Annotated in this window: 19 protein-coding genes and 1 pseudogene; 11 read left to right on the forward strand and 9 right to left on the reverse strand. The window is 63.3% G+C overall.

Annotation, left to right across the window (positions count from 1 at the left end; all coding sequences use genetic code 11):
- Positions 1–289 precede the first annotated feature (289 nt).
- The 4 genes from AC04SI_RS17185 (at position 290) to AC04SI_RS17200 (ending at position 3,740) form a co-directional block, all read left to right on the forward strand.
- Positions 290–1,696 (forward strand): S8 family peptidase, encoded by a 1,407-nt coding sequence (locus AC04SI_RS17185; RefSeq protein ID WP_404279251.1) that lies wholly within the window; start codon positions 290–292, stop codon positions 1,694–1,696.
- 36 nt (positions 1,697–1,732) lie between these two features.
- A complete protein-coding gene (locus tag AC04SI_RS17190; RefSeq protein WP_488474533.1) occupies positions 1,733–2,218 on the forward strand; it encodes a hypothetical protein in 486 nt (161 codons plus the stop codon).
- 242 nt (positions 2,219–2,460) lie between these two features.
- The gene (locus tag AC04SI_RS17195; RefSeq protein WP_404279255.1) at positions 2,461–3,207 is read left to right on the forward strand and encodes a rhomboid family intramembrane serine protease; all 747 of its coding nucleotides are present in this window, start codon (positions 2,461–2,463) and stop codon (positions 3,205–3,207) included.
- 101 nt (positions 3,208–3,308) lie between these two features.
- Positions 3,309–3,740 (forward strand): CBS domain-containing protein, encoded by a 432-nt coding sequence (locus tag AC04SI_RS17200; RefSeq protein ID WP_006200834.1) that lies wholly within the window; start codon positions 3,309–3,311, stop codon positions 3,738–3,740.
- A 48-nt stretch (positions 3,741–3,788) separates the two neighbouring features.
- On the opposite strand, the gene AC04SI_RS17205 is transcribed toward AC04SI_RS17200, so the two are convergent.
- Positions 3,789–4,031, reverse strand: coding sequence for a YjhX family toxin (locus AC04SI_RS17205; protein WP_404279396.1), 243 nt, complete (start codon positions 4,029–4,031; stop codon positions 3,789–3,791).
- Positions 4,032–4,429: 398 nt separating this feature from the next.
- On the opposite strand from AC04SI_RS17205, the gene gatB reads away from it, so the two are divergent.
- Positions 4,430–5,929 (forward strand): Asp-tRNA(Asn)/Glu-tRNA(Gln) amidotransferase subunit GatB, encoded by a 1,500-nt coding sequence (gene gatB / locus AC04SI_RS17210; RefSeq protein WP_404279257.1) that lies wholly within the window; start codon positions 4,430–4,432, stop codon positions 5,927–5,929.
- A 4-nt stretch (positions 5,930–5,933) separates the two neighbouring features.
- A complete protein-coding gene (locus tag AC04SI_RS17215) occupies positions 5,934–6,422 on the forward strand; it encodes a GNAT family N-acetyltransferase (RefSeq protein WP_404279259.1) in 489 nt (162 codons plus the stop codon).
- A gap of 92 nt (positions 6,423–6,514) precedes the next feature.
- Here the strand turns inward: AC04SI_RS17215 and panC are convergent, their stop codons facing one another.
- Positions 6,515–7,366, reverse strand: coding sequence for a pantoate--beta-alanine ligase (gene panC, locus AC04SI_RS17220; RefSeq protein ID WP_404279261.1), 852 nt, complete (start codon positions 7,364–7,366; stop codon positions 6,515–6,517).
- On the reverse strand, positions 7,363–8,190 hold the full coding sequence (panB, locus tag AC04SI_RS17225) for a 3-methyl-2-oxobutanoate hydroxymethyltransferase (protein WP_404279263.1): 828 nt from the start codon (positions 8,188–8,190) through the stop codon (positions 7,363–7,365). The genes panC and panB overlap by 4 nt, the downstream gene beginning before the upstream one ends.
- A 237-nt stretch (positions 8,191–8,427) precedes the next feature.
- On the opposite strand from panB, the gene AC04SI_RS17230 reads away from it, so the two are divergent.
- The 3 genes and pseudogenes from AC04SI_RS17230 to AC04SI_RS17240 all read left to right on the forward strand — a co-directional run bounded on the left by AC04SI_RS17230 (position 8,428) and on the right by AC04SI_RS17240 (position 9,969).
- Positions 8,428–8,826 (forward strand): NADH:ubiquinone oxidoreductase subunit NDUFA12, encoded by a 399-nt coding sequence (locus AC04SI_RS17230; RefSeq protein ID WP_006200827.1) that lies wholly within the window; start codon positions 8,428–8,430, stop codon positions 8,824–8,826.
- A gap of 127 nt (positions 8,827–8,953) precedes the next feature.
- Positions 8,954–9,493, forward strand: coding sequence for a DUF2155 domain-containing protein (locus AC04SI_RS17235; protein ID WP_404279265.1), 540 nt, complete (start codon positions 8,954–8,956; stop codon positions 9,491–9,493).
- A gap of 94 nt (positions 9,494–9,587) precedes the next feature.
- Positions 9,588–9,969: pseudogene (locus AC04SI_RS17240) on the forward strand (hypothetical protein).
- A gap of 12 nt (positions 9,970–9,981) precedes the next feature.
- On the opposite strand, the gene aat reads toward AC04SI_RS17240, so the two are convergent.
- The 6 genes from aat to AC04SI_RS17270 all read right to left on the reverse strand — a co-directional run bounded on the left by aat (position 9,982) and on the right by AC04SI_RS17270 (position 15,321).
- Positions 9,982–10,599: a leucyl/phenylalanyl-tRNA--protein transferase gene (aat, locus tag AC04SI_RS17245; RefSeq protein WP_404279269.1), complete on the reverse strand. Its 618-nt coding sequence runs from the start codon at positions 10,597–10,599 to the stop codon at positions 9,982–9,984.
- A gap of 15 nt (positions 10,600–10,614) precedes the next feature.
- Positions 10,615–11,973: an acetyl-CoA carboxylase biotin carboxylase subunit gene (gene accC / locus AC04SI_RS17250; protein ID WP_120015180.1), complete on the reverse strand. Its 1,359-nt coding sequence runs from the start codon at positions 11,971–11,973 to the stop codon at positions 10,615–10,617.
- Between the two features lie 18 nt (positions 11,974–11,991).
- Positions 11,992–12,450: an acetyl-CoA carboxylase biotin carboxyl carrier protein gene (gene accB / locus AC04SI_RS17255; protein ID WP_192177532.1), complete on the reverse strand. Its 459-nt coding sequence runs from the start codon at positions 12,448–12,450 to the stop codon at positions 11,992–11,994.
- Between the two features lie 26 nt (positions 12,451–12,476).
- Positions 12,477–12,911: a type II 3-dehydroquinate dehydratase gene (gene aroQ / locus AC04SI_RS17260; protein ID WP_404279272.1), complete on the reverse strand. Its 435-nt coding sequence runs from the start codon at positions 12,909–12,911 to the stop codon at positions 12,477–12,479.
- A gap of 135 nt (positions 12,912–13,046) precedes the next feature.
- Positions 13,047–13,850: a DsbA family protein gene (locus AC04SI_RS17265; protein ID WP_404279274.1), complete on the reverse strand. Its 804-nt coding sequence runs from the start codon at positions 13,848–13,850 to the stop codon at positions 13,047–13,049.
- A 58-nt stretch (positions 13,851–13,908) separates the two neighbouring features.
- Entirely contained in the window at positions 13,909–15,321 is a 1,413-nt protein-coding gene (locus AC04SI_RS17270) for a M48 family metalloprotease (protein ID WP_404279276.1), read from the reverse strand.
- A 151-nt stretch (positions 15,322–15,472) separates the two neighbouring features.
- On the opposite strand from AC04SI_RS17270, the gene AC04SI_RS17275 reads away from it, so the two are divergent.
- Positions 15,473–16,621: a pyridoxal phosphate-dependent aminotransferase gene (locus AC04SI_RS17275; protein WP_404279278.1), complete on the forward strand. Its 1,149-nt coding sequence runs from the start codon at positions 15,473–15,475 to the stop codon at positions 16,619–16,621.
- 10 nt (positions 16,622–16,631) lie between these two features.
- Complete coding sequence (locus AC04SI_RS17280) at positions 16,632–17,561, forward strand: glutaminase (protein WP_404279280.1); 930 nt, start codon at positions 16,632–16,634, stop codon at positions 17,559–17,561.
- Positions 17,562–17,600 lie beyond the last annotated feature (39 nt).

Here is a 17,600-nt window from a genome sequence, read left to right on the forward strand (position 1 = left end):
CGATAAATATTTTCCTAAGTGAGTAATTTCACATAGCATGAGGGATCGACAAACTAAGATGGCCGATGGCGCAGGACAAGCATCGAAGCAAGACAAGCATCGAATATGTTTGCAATGCCGCCGAATTTTCAAAATCGAAATAAGTGGGCGCCTCCACAAAACAATCGTCGACCACGGTCCCCGGCATCTGCTTCGGCAGGGCGGCCGGTTTCGACCCGGTCCGCCATGGATGGCGTCGGCGCATGGGCAGCAGTGCAACGCAGCTTGAAACCATAGACGGGAGGACATCATGGCCAATCAGGACATCGCAGAAACCATCGCGTCGGTCGGCTACGCGAAGGTCATCGTAACGCTGACCCCGGTTGGGCTCGGGGCCGGTCTTGCTGCGGCGGCGCGAGGCGGCGTCGACAGTTCAGCGTCTCGCGACGCTGAAGCGCAATTGCAGGATCACTTTATCGTCCCCAGCGAAGCACAGCAGGAAAGCCTGGCGCTCGACGCCCGAGCTTCCGCCAGCCGCAGTTTCCGGCGGGCCGTGGATCCGGCGACGCGCCGCATGCGCGTCTATCCTCATCTGGGCTTCGCCACGGGCTTTGTCGATGCAGCCGGCATGGCTGCCCTCGAGACGAGTCCGACTGCGGGAAGCATCGTCAAGGCGCCGGAATTGAGCCTCATCCGGCCGACGAGCATCAGGCCGGCACGGCCCAGGAAAACGGTGAGCTGGGGGCTGCGCCGGCTGGGCGTGGAGGATATGTGGAATGCCGGGTTCGACGGCAAGGGTGTCGTCGTTGGCCATCTCGATACGGGCATCGACGGCGACCATCCATCGCTCAAGGGCGCCATCTTCGATTTCGCCGAGTTCGACCTGGCAGGCGACAAGGTCCCCGACGCCAAGCCGCATGACAGCGACGAGCACGGCACCCACACGGCCGGCACCATAGTCGGACGGGCGGGAGAGAAGGGTGCCTTCGGCGTTGCGCCGGGAGCGCAGATCGCCAGCGCCATGGTGATCGAAGGCGGCCAGGTGATCGACCGGATTTTGTCCGGGATGGATTGGATTATCGAAAAGAAGTGTCCCATTCTCAGCATGTCGCTGGGCTTGCGGGGCTTTACGCCCGCATTCCAGCAGATCATCAATGCGCTGCGTGCTGGCGGCGTGCTGCCGGTTTTCGCGGTCGGCAATGAAGGGCCGCTGACCAGCCGTTCCCCGGGCAATTATGAAAATGTCCTTTCCGTCGGGGCGATGGATCAGGCGGACGCGGTGGCGTCGTTCTCGAGCGGTCAGAAATTCGACCGGCCGGCGGATCCGCTGGTGCCCGATCTGGTGGCGCCTGGGGTCGGGATCCTCTCCTGCATCCCAGGCGGAAAGTTTGCCGAAATGGACGGCACGTCCATGGCGACGCCGCATGTCGCGGGGCTGGCGGTGCTGCTCAAGCAGGCAAAGCCGGCAGCGAGCATCGACCAGATCGAGCAGGCGATCATCGGCTCCTGCACATTGCCGGCGGGCATGCTGAAGGCACGCGGCAACCGCGGGCTGCCCGACGTGCGGCGCGCCTTCCAGTTGCTGACGGGTTCGCCTTTGCCAGTGAAAGGCCCGGCAGTCGCAGTGGCTTCGCGGCGGAAGGTCTCGAAAGCAAAGCCGGTCACCAGACGCGCGACCAAATCGACGGGCAAGAAAGTTGCTGCTGCCAGAATCTAGTCCTTTGCGCGTCCCAAATGGATGCGCGGTGCTGCAGTGTGGCATCCGAAATTCGCATCATCCCGAAAGGGCTGCGAATTTCGGACCCAGGCCGTCGAAGCCGAAACCTGCCGCCTGTCATTTGCAAGATCGGGCCTATATATTGCCGCAGGGAAACCGGAGGCTTGCGACATGGCCGATGAAAAGACATCTCAGGAATGGAGCCCGGCGGCCATCAAAGACGAGCTTGAGCGCCAGGCGCGCTCCGGCAAGCCGGTGAGTGCGCAGGTTTTCTTCAACGACGACGTCGCCGGCGCAGCATTGCCCGAGACCGTTTCGCGCGTGATCGAGCAGGCCGAAAAAAGCGTCGGAAAGCCTGGCGCGGTGACATTGGGAAAGGTCCGTCCTTCGGCCAACTCCGCATCCGTGAGCGGAGATCCCGACGCCATAGGCGCCATGCTCGAGAGCGCCGAGGTCAAGACAGTATTGCCGAATGTCGTCGACGACATCTTGCCGAAACCGGTCAAGCGAGAGTTGCGCTAGGGCTCCAGGTAGCCTCTTTTGAACACGCGGCGAAATCGCGCCAATTGTAGTCGCCAATCGAGCAACCTGGCGGTGCTCAAGCCTGCCGTGAAAACAAGCTGCCCGCGGCCATATGGCGAAGTGGGGGTTCCCGTGGCGCTCGCCAGAGGGAGCGCTCGTCCGGCGGAGGCGGAGAGAAAAATTCCCGCTCAGACCCGCTTTGCTCTAAATGCTCAACATCCGAATCCCTGGAACAAATGTGAATGAGTGAACCGGCAAGTCCTTCCGAAACCGAACAGCAGGATGAGGCCCCGGAGCCGCGCCGCGAGCCGGTGTTCAACCTGCCGCCGGTAGTGCTGGCGGTGATCGGCATCTGCGTCGCCGTCCACCTGATCCGCGTCTACGGGCTCACCGACGACCAGGATTTTGCCCTGCTGGTGCGAACCGCCTTCGTGCCGATCCGCTACTCCGGCCAGTTCGATCTCGATGTCTACGCGTTCACCAGCCCCTTCACCTATGCCTTCCTGCATGGCGGCTTCGCGCATCTGGCCATCAACATGGTGTGGCTCGCGGCTTTCGGCTCGCCGCTGGCGAACCGGTTCGGCACGTTCTGGTTCTCGCTGTTCTTCGCCGCGACCGGACTGGCGGCGGTGGTGCTGTTCTGGGCCGTGCATCCGCTCGGCCAGGCGCCGCTGGTCGGCGCTTCGGGCGCCATTTCAGGCATGATGGGGGCGGCGGCGCGCTTTGGGTTCCGCATCGACCGCTCTTCGGGCAAGGCCGCCTTTGCCGGTGCGCCGCTGCCGATCGCGGAGGTGCTGCGCTCGCGCGGCGTCATGACCTTTCTCGGCGTCTGGATGGTGATCAATCTCGTCACCGGCCTTATCGGCTTTGCACCCGGTGTTGACAGCCAGATCGCCTGGGAAGCCCATACTGGCGGCTTTGTCGCCGGCTTCTTCGGCGTGCACCTTTTCGATCGGCGCCAGCAGGACGTCCACGCAGACGAGCAATGACCGCCGCACTTGAAATGCAACCAATCACGGCGCACGATGTTCACCGGAACGTGAATGCCGGTCAGGGCAGGAACCGGCAAGCAAAAGCTGAGGAGGACGCCATGACTGTTAAGGCAATTCTCGAGAAGAAAGGCCATGACGTGTTGACGCTCGGGCCGAACGAAAAGCTGAGCGAAGCTATTCGTATCCTGACCGAACACAGGATTGGCGCGCTGGTCATCACCAATGGCGATCACAAGATCGTCGGCATTCTTTCTGAACGCGACATCGTACGGGTGATCGCCAGGGAAGGAGCGGCAGCACTTGAAATCCCGGTGCGCTCGGCGATGACGCCCAAGGTGAAGATCTGCAACGAGAACCACACCGTCAACGAGGTCATGGAAATCATGACCAAGGGCCGCTTCCGTCATCTGCCGGTGGAAAGAGACGGCCTGCTCTACGGCATCGTGTCGATCGGCGACGTGGTCAAGCGGCGCATCGAGGATGTCGAGCGCGAGGCCGAGGAAATCAGGGCCTATATCGCCACCGCCTGAGCTGTGAAGGGAAACCGCCGGCCGGAAGCCGACCGGCGGAGCCCTATGCTACCTGTTGTCGAGTTCGGCGCGGACGAGTTCGAGCCCGCGCCGAGTGATGCGGTAGGGGCCGCCGCCCGACGAGGAAACCGCCTTCTTCCGTTTCAGTTTTCGAAACAGGTCGAGACCGACGCCCGGATAATGCCAACCGTCGCGGGTCAGGCATTTGACGGAGGCGATCCGCTTCTTTTCGTTCTTTTCGATTTCGATGCGCCCGCCCTGCGCGAGCAGGTGCAGGATGCGCTGTCCCACAGCGCCGCGCGTCCTCTTGGACGCGCAAAGGACGCTGTGGCACTTTTGATTTGGCGCATGATCCTTTCCGAAAATCGATTTCCGATTTTCGGGGTCATGCGCTGCGCGAAATGTCCATGCGGAGAGTTCCCGGGAAAACAAAAAAGCCGCCGCCGCGAGCATGTCGCGGCACGGGGTTTCAGTTTTTCTGCCCTGCCTCGCTACGAGGTCAGGGCCTTACCGGGACTGAGCGTAAGTGGACATCCACTCTCCATTGGGATGAGTGGCCTATAGGCGAAAGCGGCTGAAAAGGCCAGCCTGCGGGCTTTGCGCTTGTCTCTTTTGGCGGTTTGCACTAGCGAAGTTGCACATCAAAATATGCGTTTGCGCATATTCCATAGTTCCAATTGCAGGCTCCCATGACCATCATCGATACCCGCACGCCCGACGCCAAACGCCTGATCCCCGGCGCCACCGGCGACTGGGAAATCATCATCGGCCTCGAGGTGCATGCGCAGGTGACCTCGGAAGCAAAACTGTTTTCCGGCGCCTCGACGGCGTTCGGCGCGGCGCCCAACGCCAATGTCAGCCTGGTCGACGCGGCGATGCCGGGCATGCTGCCGGTCATCAACGAGGAATGCGTCAAGCAGGCGATCCGTACCGGGCTTGGGCTGAAGGCCGAGATCAATCACAAATCGGTCTTCGACCGGAAGAATTACTTCTATCCGGACCTGCCGCAGGGCTACCAGATCTCGCAGTTCAAGCAGCCGATCGTCGGTGAGGGCAAGGTGATCGTCTCGGTCGGTCCGGATCGGCAGGGCGAGTTCGAGGACATCGAGGTCGGCATCGAGCGGCTGCATCTGGAGCAGGATGCCGGCAAGTCGATGCATGACCAGCATCCAACCATGTCCTATGTCGACCTCAACCGCTCGGGCGTGGCGCTTATGGAGATCGTCTCCAAACCTGACATGCGCTCCGCCGACGAGGCCAAAGCCTATGTCACCAAGCTGCGCACCATCGTGCGCTATCTCGGCACCTGCGACGGCAACATGGACGAGGGTTCGATGCGCGCCGACGTCAACGTCTCGGTGCGCAAGCCGGGCGGCGAATTCGGCACGCGCTGCGAGATCAAGAACGTCAACTCGATCCGGTTCATCGGCCAGGCCATCGACTACGAGGCGCGCCGGCAGATCGCCATCCTCGAGGATGGCGGCAAGATCGACCAGGAGACGCGGCTGTTCGACCCCAACAAGGGCGAGACGCGCTCGATGCGCTCCAAGGAAGAAGCGCATGACTACCGCTATTTTCCGGATCCCGACCTTTTGCCGCTGGAATTCGACCAGGCCTATGTCGACGCCTTGGCGAAAGACCTGCCGGAACTGCCCGACGACAAAAAGGCGCGGCTGATCGCATCGCTGGGGCTATCGACCTACGACGCCTCGATCCTGGTGTCGGAAAAGCCGATTGCCGACTATTTCGAGAAGGTGGCCTCGGGGCGCGACGGCAAGCTCGCCGCCAACTGGGTCATCAACGACCTGCTCGGCGCTCTCAACAAGGCCGGAAAAGATATTGAAAATGCTCCGGTTTCGCCCGATCAGCTGGGTGCGGTCATCGATCTCATCAAGGAAGGCACCATTTCCGGCAAGATCGCCAAGGACCTGTTCGAGATCGTCTGGAACGAGGGCGGCGATCCGCGCCAACTGGTCGAAAGCCGCGGCATGAAACAGGTGACCGACGCCGGCGCAATCGAGAAGGCCGTGGACGACGTCATCGCCGCCAACCCGGACAAGGTCGAGCAGGCACGGGCCAAGCCGACCATGGCCGGCTGGTTCGTCGGCCAGGTGATGAAGGCGACCGGTGGCAAGGCCAATCCGCAGGCCGTCAACGACCTCGTCAAGGCCAAGCTCGGAATCGAATAGGGCGATGTTCGTCCGTACCGCCAGCGAGCGCGATCTTGCCTCGGTGCGGGCCTTGCTGGTCGAAACCTGGCATGCCACCTACGACGCCATCTATGGCGTCGAGCGGGTCACCGAAATCACCGACGATTGGCACTCGATCGCTTCGCTCCGGACGCGGCTGACGCGGCCGAACTCCGAATTCCTGGTCGCCGATGACGGCAAGCGTCTCGGCGGCATGGCCTTCGCCGCTGCCACCACGGAGCCGAAGATCATCCTGCTGAACCAGCTCTACGTGCATCCATCCTGCCAGCGGCAGGGGATCGGCCGGGCATTGCTGGAAGAGGTCGAGGTCAGCTTCCCCGAAGCGCATACGCTGCGCCTCGAGGTGGAGGAAGCTAACACTGTGGCTATCGCCTTCTACCGCTCGAATGGTTTCTTGCCGACCGGCAAGACTGCCGATTGCGGCGGCCGGTCGGGGTTGCCGGCATTGATCTTCGAGAAGACGATCGGATAGTCCGCCTGCGGCCTGCACGTGCCGAGCGAGGAACAAGGCGCTTCGCGACGGTGCACGGACGGCCGCAAGCGCTGATTGCGAAGGCTCCAGGACTACGCGGAGGGAATCTCCACATTGTCGATCAGCCTGGTCTTGCCGAGCCAGGCGGCGGCGAGCAGGCGGCCATCGCGGCCGCGCCGCCAGGGAGCGAGCGTCAGGCTTTCGCGCGCGGCGACATAGTCGACCCGCTGGAAGCCCGCTTCGACAAGGGCGCGGGCGGCCGCATCGGTCGCGCCGGCTTCATCGGCGCTGCCCGTCAGCGCACTCGCTGTCCGGCGCAGGATCGCGTTGAGTTTTCGCGCTACCTCGAGTTCGGCTTCGCCGAGATAGGCGTTGCGCGACGACATGGCGAGACCGTGCGCGTCGCGCACCGTCGGCGCACCGATGATTTCGACCGGCAGGTCAAGGTCGCGGCAAAGCTGCCTGACGACGCAAAGCTGCTGGTAGTCCTTTTCGCCGAAGATCGCATAGTCGGGCAGGGTTTGCAGGAAGAGCTTGGCCACGACCGTGGCGACGCCGTCGAAGAAGGTCGGCCTGAAGTCCGATTCGAGACCGGCGGAGGGGCCGCCGACCGAGATTTTTGTAGCGAAGCCGGCTGGGTACATCTCCATAACATGAGGCGTAAATGCCAGATGCGCACCGGCTTCCGCCAGCCGCTCGAGATCGTGGGCCAACTGGCGCGGATACTTTTCGAGGTCTTCGGTAGGGGCGAACTGCGTCGGATTGACGAAGATCGAGACGAGGCAACGATCGGCCTTTTTGAGCGCGATCCTGACCAGCGAGATATGGCCGTCATGCAGCGCGCCCATGGTCGGCACCATGGCGATGCGCAGGCCGTCCTGCCGCCAGGCGCGGATTTGCGCGCGCAAGGTGGCAACGCTGTCGACGACGATTGGTCGGCTCATGCCTTGTCCTTGCTTGGCGTAGCTGGAAAAACGTGGTCGGGGCCGGGAAATGTGCGGCTGCGCACCTCGGCGGCATAGCGTGCCGCCGCATCGGAGATCACGCCGCGCAGTGCGGCATATTCCTTGACGAATTTCGGCACCCGATCGACGGTCATCCCGACCATGTCGTCGATGACCAGGATCTGGCCGTCGCAGTCGGCGCTGGCGCCGATGCCGATGGTTGGAATGGAGAGGCGCCGTGTGAGTTCGGCGGCGACGGTCTCGACCGTGCCCTCGATGACGACAGAGAACGCGCCGGCTCTTTCCACCGCCTCGGCGTCGCGAAACAACGCGGCCACATTCTCCTCGGTCCGACCCTTGATCTTGTAGCCGCCATCCTTTTCCACCGATTGCGGCTGCAGGCCGATGTGGCCCATGACAGGAATGCCGGCCGCGACAATTGCCGCGATCTGTTCGGCGACATCGATGCCGCCTTCCAGCTTGACCGCCTGGCAGCCGGTCTCGTCGACGACCTGTCGTGCCGAGGCCAAGGCCTGGGCGGTGGAGGTCTCATAGCTGCCGGCCGGCATGTCGACGACGACGCAGGCTTTGGCCGAGCCGCGCATCACGGCTTGCCCATGAGCGATCATCATTCCCAATGAGGCGCCGAGCGTCGTCTTGTGGCCATGCAGCACCATGGCGACGCTGTCGCCGACCAGGAGCAGGTCGACATGGTCGTCGAGCAGGCGGGCTACCGGGTAGGTATAGGCCGTCAGGCAGACGATCGGCACGCCGCCCTTGCGGCGGCGAATGTCGTCAGGGCCGATCCGGACATCGGCGGACATTTCTGGGGCCAATCCTCACCTCCCTCAGCCGGCACCGGGCCGGACGCCCGCTGCCGGGCGAGCCGAGCTTTAGAAAGACAAGCAGTGCTTGGCAAGCCGGCTTCCGCCAACCGCGCTGCTGCATCGATTTAGCGCACGGACCATTTGCGTCGCCCGCGCGGCAAAATCCTTGCCTTCGCGAAGGCCTGACGCCATAAGCAGGAAACAGGCGCCGCCGCTGCCGCCGCGAGGATCTGGATGAAAACTTTCCTTCTGCAGTTTTTCACCTGGTGGAACAGCCAGACACTGGGAACCCGCTTCCACACCTGGCGTCACGGCAAGCAGGTCGGCCAGGACGAGGCCGGCAACGTCTATTACGAGGGCGGTGTCGATTCGGAAGGCCGCACCCGCCGCTGGGTCATCTATCGCGACTATTCGGAAGCTTCGGCCATCCCGCCAGGCTGGCACGGCTGGATCCACCACCGCGTCGATACCGCGCCGCCGAGCGAGGAGTACCGGCCGCGCGAGTGGCAGAAGCCGCATCAGCCGAACCTCACCGGAAGTGCCGCGGCCTACAGGCCGAAGGGTTCGGTGCTGACCAACCAGCATCGCCCGCAAGTGACCGGCGACTACGACGCCTGGACGCCCGGTTCGTAATCGGCCATCACCGCGCCGATCGGTCCTTTGTCGCCACAATTGACGTTTAGCTGCTTGCTGATCTGAAAAAGGCGACTAGCCTTGGCGATTGAAAGAATCACCCGGGCGCAACCTCCGGTATCCCTGCATGAGCATCTTCAGCCGAATTTCGATGGCCGGACTGACGGCAGCCGCTCTTGTCGCCTGCACGACGACGTTTGCCTCGGCGCAGACGCCGGCAGCGCCTGCAGCGCCGGCCGTGGCCGAGCGCATCACCAATCCGGTCGCCGAATTCGCCGGCATCGACAAGATCACCGGCCGCATCATCACCTTCGACGTCTATATCGACGAGACGGTGCAGTTCGGCGCTCTGCAGGTGACGCCGCGCATCTGCTATTCGCGGCCGGAGACCGAAGAGCCGAAGACCGATTCCTTCGTCGAGGTCGACGAGATCACGCTCGACCGCAAGATCCGCCGCATCTTCACCGGCTGGATGTTCGCCGAAAGCCCCGGCCTGAACGCCGTGGAGCACGCCGTCTATGACGTCTGGCTGAAGGCCTGCAAGCAGAAGTCGGACGTACCGCCACCCGACGCGGCCAAGAGCGGTGCACCACAGGTCGATACGGCCAAGCCCAAGGCCGCCGCCGCTCCGGCGCCGACCGAGCCGGACGCCGACAGCACCAACTGATCCCCCCAATACCAATTGATCCGGGAGGAACCGCTTCGCCTGCCACACGTTGGCAACGAGCGACCGCGCAACATTGCGCATGGAGGATCTTGCGATGTCAGCAATCAAGCAGATGACGGCCAGCAAGAAGGAATTGCTCGACCTTGAAAAGGGGTTTTGGACCGGCGACGCGGACTACTATGCCGCCAATGCCGATACCGAATGCCTCGTGGCCTTTCCTGAGATGGCGCAGGCGATCAGCAACGCCGATCTCGCCAAAACCGCCAGCAAGCCAAACCGCTGGCGCGATCTCGACATCGACGTGAAGGGCATGGTCGAGCCGGGCAGCGATATCGTCATGCTGACCTATGAGGCCCACGCCACAAGGGAGAACGGTGAAGCCTATGCGGCACTGGTCAGCACCGGCTACGTGCATCAGCGATGGCTGGAAGATGATGTTCCATTCGCAGACTCCGATGGAACCTGCGAAAGGCTGACGAAACAGCCCGTTACGGAAAAAAGATCGCCTCGCCCTTCAGTGCGTCGGCCAGCATCTTTTCATACTTGCCGCGCGGCACGTCGACGGCGCCGAAGCGCTTGAGGTGCTCGGTGGTGAATTGCGTGTCGAGCAGCGCGAAACCGCGCGCCTTCAACCGCTCGACGAGATAGAAAAGGCAGGTCTTGGACGCGTCCGTCTCCCGGGCGAACATGCTCTCGCCGAAGAACACGCGGCCCAGCGAGACGCCGTAGAGGCCGCCGACCAGCCGCTCCTCGCGCCATGCCTCGACCGAATGGCAATGGCCCAGCCGATGCAACGCGACATAGGCTTCACGGATCGGTGCGTTGATCCAGGTCGAGCGGCGTTCCTCCCGCTTTTCGGCGCAGCCGTCGATCGTCGCCTCGAAATCGAAGTCGAAGCGGATGTCGAACGGGTGCTTGCGGATCGTCTTCTTCAGGCTCTTCGGCGTGTGGAAGCCGTCGAGCGGAATGATGCCGCGCGTCTCCGGCCGCACCCAGAACACTTCGGGGTCGCTGGCGCTTTCGGCCATCGGAAACACGCCGGACGCATAGGCCTTCAGCAGAAGGTCGGTCGGGATGCGATAGCCGGGCGCGTAGGGGCGGGTCATCGCAGCATTATAGCTTTACGAGTTCGCGACCTCATCACCCTTGGCCAGGTATTTCTCCAGCCAATGGATGTCGTAGTCGCCATTGGCGATATCGGCATTGCCGACCAGATCGCGGAACAGCGGCAGCGTCGTCTTGATGCCGTCGACGACGAATTCGTCGAGCGCGCGGCGCAACCGCATCATGCATTCGACGCGGTTGCGGCCGTGCACGATCAGCTTGCCGATCAGGCTGTCGTAATAGGGCGGGATCTTGTAGCCGGAGTAGACGCCGGAATCGACACGGATGCCGAGGCCACCCGGCGTGTGGAAATGGGTGATCGTGCCGGGCGAGGGCGTGAAGGTGCGCGGGTCCTCGGCATTGATGCGGCATTCGATGGCGTGGCCGTTGAACTTGATGTCCTCCTGGCGCACCGAAAGCCCGCCGCCGGAGGCGACGCGGATCTGCTCATGCACAAGGTCGATGCCGGTGATCGCCTCGGTCACCGGATGTTCGACCTGCAGGCGGGTGTTCATCTCGATGAAGTAGAATTCGCCGTTCTCGTAGAGGAATTCGATGGTGCCGGCGCCGGAATAGCCGAGATCGGCGACGGCGCTGGCGCAGATGCCGCCGATGCGTGCGCGCTCCTCGGCATTGAGCGCCGGCGAGTTGGCTTCTTCCCAGACCTTCTGGTGGCGGCGCTGCAAGGAACAGTCGCGCTCGCCGAAATGCACGCCGCGGCCGGCGCCGTCGCCGAACACCTGCAATTCGATATGGCGCGGCTTTTCCAGGTATTTCTCGATGTAGACGGCGTCGTCGCCAAAGGCGGCGCCAGCTTCCGAGCGCGCCGTCTGCAGCGCGACTTCCAGATCGGCCTCCGTGCGCGCCACCTTCATGCCGCGCCCGCCGCCGCCGGCCGAGGCCTTGATGATCACGGGATAGCCGATCCCGGCGGCAATGCGCTTGGCTTCCTTCTCTTCCGTGACCGCGCCGTCCGAGCCGGGCACGACCGGAATGCCCAGGCGCTTGGCGGTGCGCTTGGCTTCGATCTTGTCGCCCATGATGCGGATATGATCGCCCGACGGGCCGATGAAGGTGATGTTGTGGGCAGCGAGGATGTCCGCGAATTTGGCGTTTTCCGACAGGAAGCCATAGCCCGGATGCACCGCGTCGGCGCCGGTGATCTCGCAGGCGGCGACGATCTGGTGGATGTTGAGATAGCTGTCGCGCGACGGCGGCGGGCCGATGCAGACGCTCTCGTCGGCGAGCCTGACATGCATGGCGTCGGCGTCGGCGGTCGAATGCACCACCACCGTCTGGATACCGAGCTCCTTGCAGGCGCGCAGCACCCGGAGGGCGATTTCGCCGCGATTGGCGATGAGGATCTTCTGGAACATTTTTGGCTGTTCCCGGCTCTACTCGATCACGACGAGCGGCATGCCGTATTCGACCGGCTGGGAATCTTCGAACAGGATGGCCGTCACCGTGCCGGCGCGGGGCGAAGGGATCTGGTTCATCGTCTTCATCGCTTCGATGATCAAAAGCGTCTGGCCTTCCTTGACCTTCTGGCCGATCTCGATGAACGGCTTGGCGTCTGGCGAGGGCGCCAAATAGGCGGTGCCGACCATGGGCGATGGGACCGCGTTCTTGGAGATGTCGGCCGCAGCCGGTGCTGCGGCGGCCGCCGGCTGTGCTGCCGCGGAGACATAGCTAGGCTGGGGTGCGGCAATCGCATGCACGGCGGGCGCCTGCCGCGACACGCGCACCTTCAGATCGCCCAGCTCGACCTCGATCTCGGTGAGGTTGGTGTCGTTCAGTATGCCCGCCAGGTCGCGGATCAGCTGCTGGTCAACACCGGTCTTCTTTATCGACATTTTCGAGCCTTCTGTTTGTTGGCCGGTCACAGGCGTGCCGCCAGCGCCTGCAGCGCGAGCGTGTAGCCGAGCGGCCCGAATCCGCAGATCATGCCGACGGCGACCGGCGAGACCATGGAGACGTGGCGGAACGGTTCCCGCGCGTGGATGTTGGAAAGATGCACTTCGGCGACCGGCAGCGGCGCTATTGAGCGGATGGCATCGTGGATGGCAATCGAGGTGTGGCTGTAGGCGCCCGGATTGATGACGATACCTGCTGCCTTGTCGCCGGCTTCCTGGATCCAGTCGACGAGGTCGCCCTCATGGTTCGACTGACGGAAATCGATTTCGAGACCAAGTGCTGCACCCGCCTGCTTGCAGTCGTCGGCGATGGCGGCAAGCGTCTTTCCGCCATAGATCCCCGGCTCGCGCTTGCCGAGCGCGTTGAGATTGGGACCGTTCAGAACGAAAACCGTTTTCAAGAATGCCGACCTTTCCCGGCGCCGGCCTCAGCCGGCGCGCTGGGCCCTCTATAATGGGCATAGACGCCTGCGAAAAGAGCGCAAGTGCGTTCTTTTGCTGTCCACAGCAGGCGGGAAACCGCCTGCCGCCTTAGATCAGAGCGCGGCTTTCGCTGCCTCGATCTTTTCGGCCAGAACATCCTGCCCGAGTGCCCCGAACACAACCTCGTTGCCGACCACATACGAAGGCGTGCCGGTGATCGCCAGCTTGGTGGCGAGATCGTAGGTCTTGGAAATCGCCTCGTGGATGCTTGGGTCCTTCATCTTCTCGCGCAGCGCCGCTTCGTCGGCGCCGAGCGACAGGGCAACCTTGATCGCCGTGGCCTCGGTGGCGCGACCCGGGCCGCCGAGCAGGGCGTTGTGGAATTCGCCGTACTTCTCCGGCTTCATGAGGTGGAAGGCCATGGAGACGACGCTCGCCTTCTGCGAATCCGGACCCAGGATCGGGAATTCCTTGAGCACGAAGCGCAGGTCGGGTTCGGCTTTCGTCAGCGCCTGCATGTCGTCGATGGCGCGTTTGCAGAAGCCGCAATTGTAATCGTAGAACTCGACGATCGTAACCTTGCCGTTCGGATTGCCGACGACGCCGTCGAAGGTGGAGTTGAAGATCTCTTCCTTGGCGTTCTTGATGACGCCAAGCGCGGCGATCCGCTGTTCTTCCTTCTGCTTGGCTTCGAGCGCGTCCTGCACTTCGAGCAGAACCTCAGGGTTCTTCAGCAGATAGTCGCGGATGATGCCCTCGACCTCGGCCCGGTCGATCTTGGTGTCCGAGGACGCTACCTGCAAGACCTGCGCTGTATCGGCCTTAGCCGCCTGCGGGCTGCCGGCGACGAAGCCGAAAGCCAGCATGGCAAGAGCGGCCGCCACTCCCGTCGTGCCGAGCAGAATTGCCTTGTTCATCATCCCTTATCCTCTTGCCTGTTCCGTCCGCTTTTGTCGCAGTATGCCGCCGGAAGGTTCACTTCTTGATTTTGCCTGATGGCGCGTAGTTTATGATATCCTGGGCACGAAGCCAGCCCGGCTCGCCGCGCTTCAATTTCTGCTGCGCGCGCATGGCGAAGATTTTCGCATTCTTGTAGTCGCCGGAATAGAAACGGCCTTCGGCGGTCGCGAGTTCGGCCGCCGGAATGTTGCCGAGTTCGCCATAGGCCTGGGCCAGATAACGATACCCTTCGGCATTTTCCTTGTCACGCCCGAGGCCATTGTTGATCTGCACCGCCGCTTTCTTCAGCGATTCGGGTGTGCCGATCGCCATCAGCGCCTGGCCATAGGAGACCGGCAGCAGTCCGGACCGCGCCGGATCGAGGCTGACCGCCTTGGCGTAGGCGTCCGCTGCATCCTTCGGCTTGTTCGCCTTCATCAGGATGTCGCCGCGCAGTTCCTGGAAATAGGGGTTTTTCGGCTGTTCCTTGATCAGCACGTTGGTCTTGGCGAGGCTCGCGCCCAGATTGCCGTAGAGATAGGCCAGCTGCGCTTGGCCATAGCGCGAGGCAAGACTACCTGGATTCTTGCGCATCAGGCGCGTCGCGGCAGCCTGACCGCCCATATAGGCGGCGATCTTGACGCGCATCATGTCGTGGCGCTGCTGCAGCGCCGGCGGATCGACCTTGTCGACATAGGGGCTCTGCTTGACCAGCACTTCGAGATTGGCAATGCGCTCCTGCGGCATCGGATGGCTGATCCGGTAGGGGTCGACCTGCGCGCCGGACAGGGACAGCGCACTCTGGAAGCGGCCGAAGGTCTTCAGCATGCCCATGCCGGACTGGCCGGTGGCGTTGAGATAGGTGATCGCCGAGCGGTCGGCGGTCGTCTCTTCGGTGCGCTGATAGGCAAGGATGCTGCGCTGCGCCATCTCGCCGCCGCCGGCCGCGACTCCCATGCCGGCGCCGGCGAGGCCACGGCTGTTTGTGGTGGCGCCGGCAACGATGGCGCCGGCGCCAAGCAGGGTGGCGATGATCGCCATCGTCTTGGCGCGCTCGAGCTGCTCGCGCAATTTCTGCTGGTGGCCGCCGGCGATATGGCCGGCCTCATGGGCGATGACGCCGATGATCTCGTTGGGCGTTTCGGCCATCATCAGCGCGCCGGTATTTATGAACAGCCGGCGCCCGGTGACGAAGGCGTTGAAACTCTGATCGTTGACCAGAACGATGTTGACGCCGTCATTGGCGAGACCCGCCGCCTTGAAGATCGGCCGCGCATAGTCGCGCACCAGCGCCTCGATCTCGGCATCGCGCACCACCGGCACGTTTTGCGCCAAGGCGCTGACAGAGCCGGAGACCGCGACGGTGGCGGCAAGCAAAAGCGTCGCAAAGCCGCGCGCGGTCCTCCCGATGGAAGGTCTGGAAAACATCGATCTGGGTCGGCTCAACATGACAGGTCCACTGGTAGACGAGCGGGCGAAGGATGAAAAGTCGGCACCGAAAACTTCCTGCGCTTGTGATCCCCACATCAATCGGGCATTTGTGCGGCCAAAAGGGCCTGCAGCTTTGGCCGGGATCGATCCCGGTGTGATGGATTTGAAGATGGTCGTTTCCCTTTCGCGCCGTGGCGAGGTCGAGCCGTTCCATGCCATGGACATTCTGGCCGAGGCCAACCGGCTGAAGGCAACGGGCGTGCCGGTGGTGTCGATGGCGGTCGGGCAGCCGTCCGACCCGGCGCCTGTGGGCGTAAGAGAAGCTGCAGCGAACGCGCTGAAGCTCGGCCGCATCGGCTACACCGATGCGCTGGGCCTTGCCGACCTGCGCAAGGCGATCGCCGGGCATTATGGCGACCATTACGGGATCGACGTCCCGCCCAGCCGCATCGCCGTCACCACGGGCTCATCGGCCGCCTTCAACCTGGCCTTCCTGGCGATGTTCGACCCGGGCGACCGCGTCGCCATCGCTGCGCCCGGCTATCCGGCTTACCGCAACATCATGGCCGCGCTTGGCATCGAAATCGTCGAGATCGAGCTTGGCACTGACGCCTATCTGCATGCCGAGCACCTGAAGACGGCGCATGCCGAAAAGCCGCTGAAGGGTGTGCTCTTCGCCAGCCCGGCCAATCCGACCGGTGCGGTCATTCCCGCCGACGAGCTGGCGGCGCTGGTGAGAACGGCCGAAGAGCTTGGCATTGCTGTGATTTCTGACGAGATCTATCACCGGCTGGCCTATGCGGCACCCGACACGACGGCGCTGGCCTACGGCTCGGGCGTGACGGTCATAAATTCGTTTTCGAAATACTATTGCATGACCGGCTGGCGCATCGGCTGGATGGTGCTGCCGGAAGAGCTGGTGCGGCCGGTCGAGCGCATCGCCCAGAGTCTCTACATCTCGCCGCCGGAGCTGTCGCAGATCGCGGCCATCGAGGCGTTCAAGGCGACGCAGGAGCTGGAGGCGGTGAAGGCGCGCTATGCCTGGAACCGCGACCTTCTTATGAAGCGCCTGCCGGAACTCGGTTTTCCGCTGGCGGCGCCGATGGACGGCGCCTTCTACGCGTTCTGCGATGTCACCAGGCATACCAATGACAGCATGGCCTTTGCGCGCAAAATGCTGGCCGAGGCGCATGTGGCGGCAACGCCCGGCCGCGACTTCGATCCGCTCGCCGGACACCGCACCATGCGCTTTTCCTATGCCGGCAGCCATGACGAGATGGTCGAGGCGATGGCGCGCATCGAGCGCTGGCTGAAATAGCGGGGACATCATGCCGGAACTCGAACAGGCGCTTGCGGAAGTCGCCGCCGAAATGGCGGAGCGCACGGATCGCGGCGAGGTCGCCAGTTATATTCCGCAGCTCGGCAAGGTCGATCCGAAGAAGTTCGGCATCGCCGCCGTCACCAATGACGGCCGCGTGCTGGTGGCGGGCGATGCCGACCAGGCCTTTTCCATCCAGAGCATTTCCAAGGTGTTCACGCTGACGCTGGCGCTCGGCAATGTCGGCGACGCGCTGTGGCAGCGTGTCGGGCGCGAGCCATCGGGCAATCCGTTCAACTCGATCGTCCAGCTCGAGCATGAGAACGGGATTCCGCGCAATCCGTTCATCAATGCCGGCGCCATCGTCGTTTCCGACATCCTGCTCGCCGGCCACCAGCCGCGCGAGGCGATCGGCGAGATCCTGCGCTTCATCCAGTTCCTCGCCGACGATGAGACCATCATCATCGACCGCGAGGTCGCGGCCTCCGAACGCGCCACCGGCTTTCGCAACTTCGCTTTGGCCAACTACATGAAATCCTTCGGCAATCTTTACCATGCGCCGGAGCTGGCGCTGGGCGTCTATTTCCACCATTGCGCCATCGCCATGAGTTGCCGGCAGCTGGCGATGGCCGGGCGCTACCTTGCCAATGGCGGCAAGAACCCGGCGACCGGACATTCGGTGGTATCGGCCGAGCGCGCGCGCCGCATCGGCGCGATGATGCTGACCTGCGGCCACTATGACGGCTCCGGCGACTTTGCCTTCCGTGTCGGCATTCCGGGCAAGAGCGGCGTGGGCGGCGGCATATTGGGGATCGTGCCGGGCGTGGCGTCGCTCGCCGTCTGGTCGCCGGGCCTCAACGCCAATGGCAATTCCAAGCTCGGGTCGATCGCGCTGGAGAAGCTGGCGAAGATGATGAACTGGTCGATCTTCGCGCCTTAATAGACCATCCAGATAGGAGAAACCCCGCGCCGTCCTTGC

This window comes from Mesorhizobium sp. CNPSo 4689, assembly GCF_057784325.1.

Bases quoted from the DNA above. Each gene is read 5' to 3' on its own strand.
- AC04SI_RS17185 (WP_404279251.1), top strand. From the start codon at position 290: ATGGCCAATCAGGACATCGCAGAAACCATCGCGTCGGTCGGCTACGCG.
- AC04SI_RS17195 (WP_404279255.1), top strand. From the start codon at position 2,461: ATGAGTGAACCGGCAAGTCCTTCCGAAACCGAACAGCAGGATGAGGCC.
- AC04SI_RS17200 (WP_006200834.1), top strand. From the start codon at position 3,309: ATGACTGTTAAGGCAATTCTCGAGAAGAAAGGCCATGACGTGTTGACG.
- gatB (WP_404279257.1), top strand. From the start codon at position 4,430: ATGACCATCATCGATACCCGCACGCCCGACGCCAAACGCCTGATCCCC.
- AC04SI_RS17215 (WP_404279259.1), top strand. From the start codon at position 5,934: ATGTTCGTCCGTACCGCCAGCGAGCGCGATCTTGCCTCGGTGCGGGCC.
- panC (WP_404279261.1), bottom strand. From the start codon at position 7,366: ATGAGCCGACCAATCGTCGTCGACAGCGTTGCCACCTTGCGCGCGCAA.
- panB (WP_404279263.1), bottom strand. From the start codon at position 8,190: ATGTCCGCCGATGTCCGGATCGGCCCTGACGACATTCGCCGCCGCAAG.
- AC04SI_RS17230 (WP_006200827.1), top strand. From the start codon at position 8,428: ATGAAAACTTTCCTTCTGCAGTTTTTCACCTGGTGGAACAGCCAGACA.
- AC04SI_RS17235 (WP_404279265.1), top strand. From the start codon at position 8,954: ATGAGCATCTTCAGCCGAATTTCGATGGCCGGACTGACGGCAGCCGCT.
- aat (WP_404279269.1), bottom strand. From the start codon at position 10,599: ATGACCCGCCCCTACGCGCCCGGCTATCGCATCCCGACCGACCTTCTG.
- accC (WP_120015180.1), bottom strand. From the start codon at position 11,973: ATGTTCCAGAAGATCCTCATCGCCAATCGCGGCGAAATCGCCCTCCGG.
- accB (WP_192177532.1), bottom strand. From the start codon at position 12,450: ATGTCGATAAAGAAGACCGGTGTTGACCAGCAGCTGATCCGCGACCTG.
- AC04SI_RS17265 (WP_404279274.1), bottom strand. From the start codon at position 13,850: ATGAACAAGGCAATTCTGCTCGGCACGACGGGAGTGGCGGCCGCTCTT.
- AC04SI_RS17270 (WP_404279276.1), bottom strand. From the start codon at position 15,321: ATGTTGAGCCGACCCAGATCGATGTTTTCCAGACCTTCCATCGGGAGG.
- AC04SI_RS17275 (WP_404279278.1), top strand. From the start codon at position 15,473: ATGGTCGTTTCCCTTTCGCGCCGTGGCGAGGTCGAGCCGTTCCATGCC.
- AC04SI_RS17280 (WP_404279280.1), top strand. From the start codon at position 16,632: ATGCCGGAACTCGAACAGGCGCTTGCGGAAGTCGCCGCCGAAATGGCG.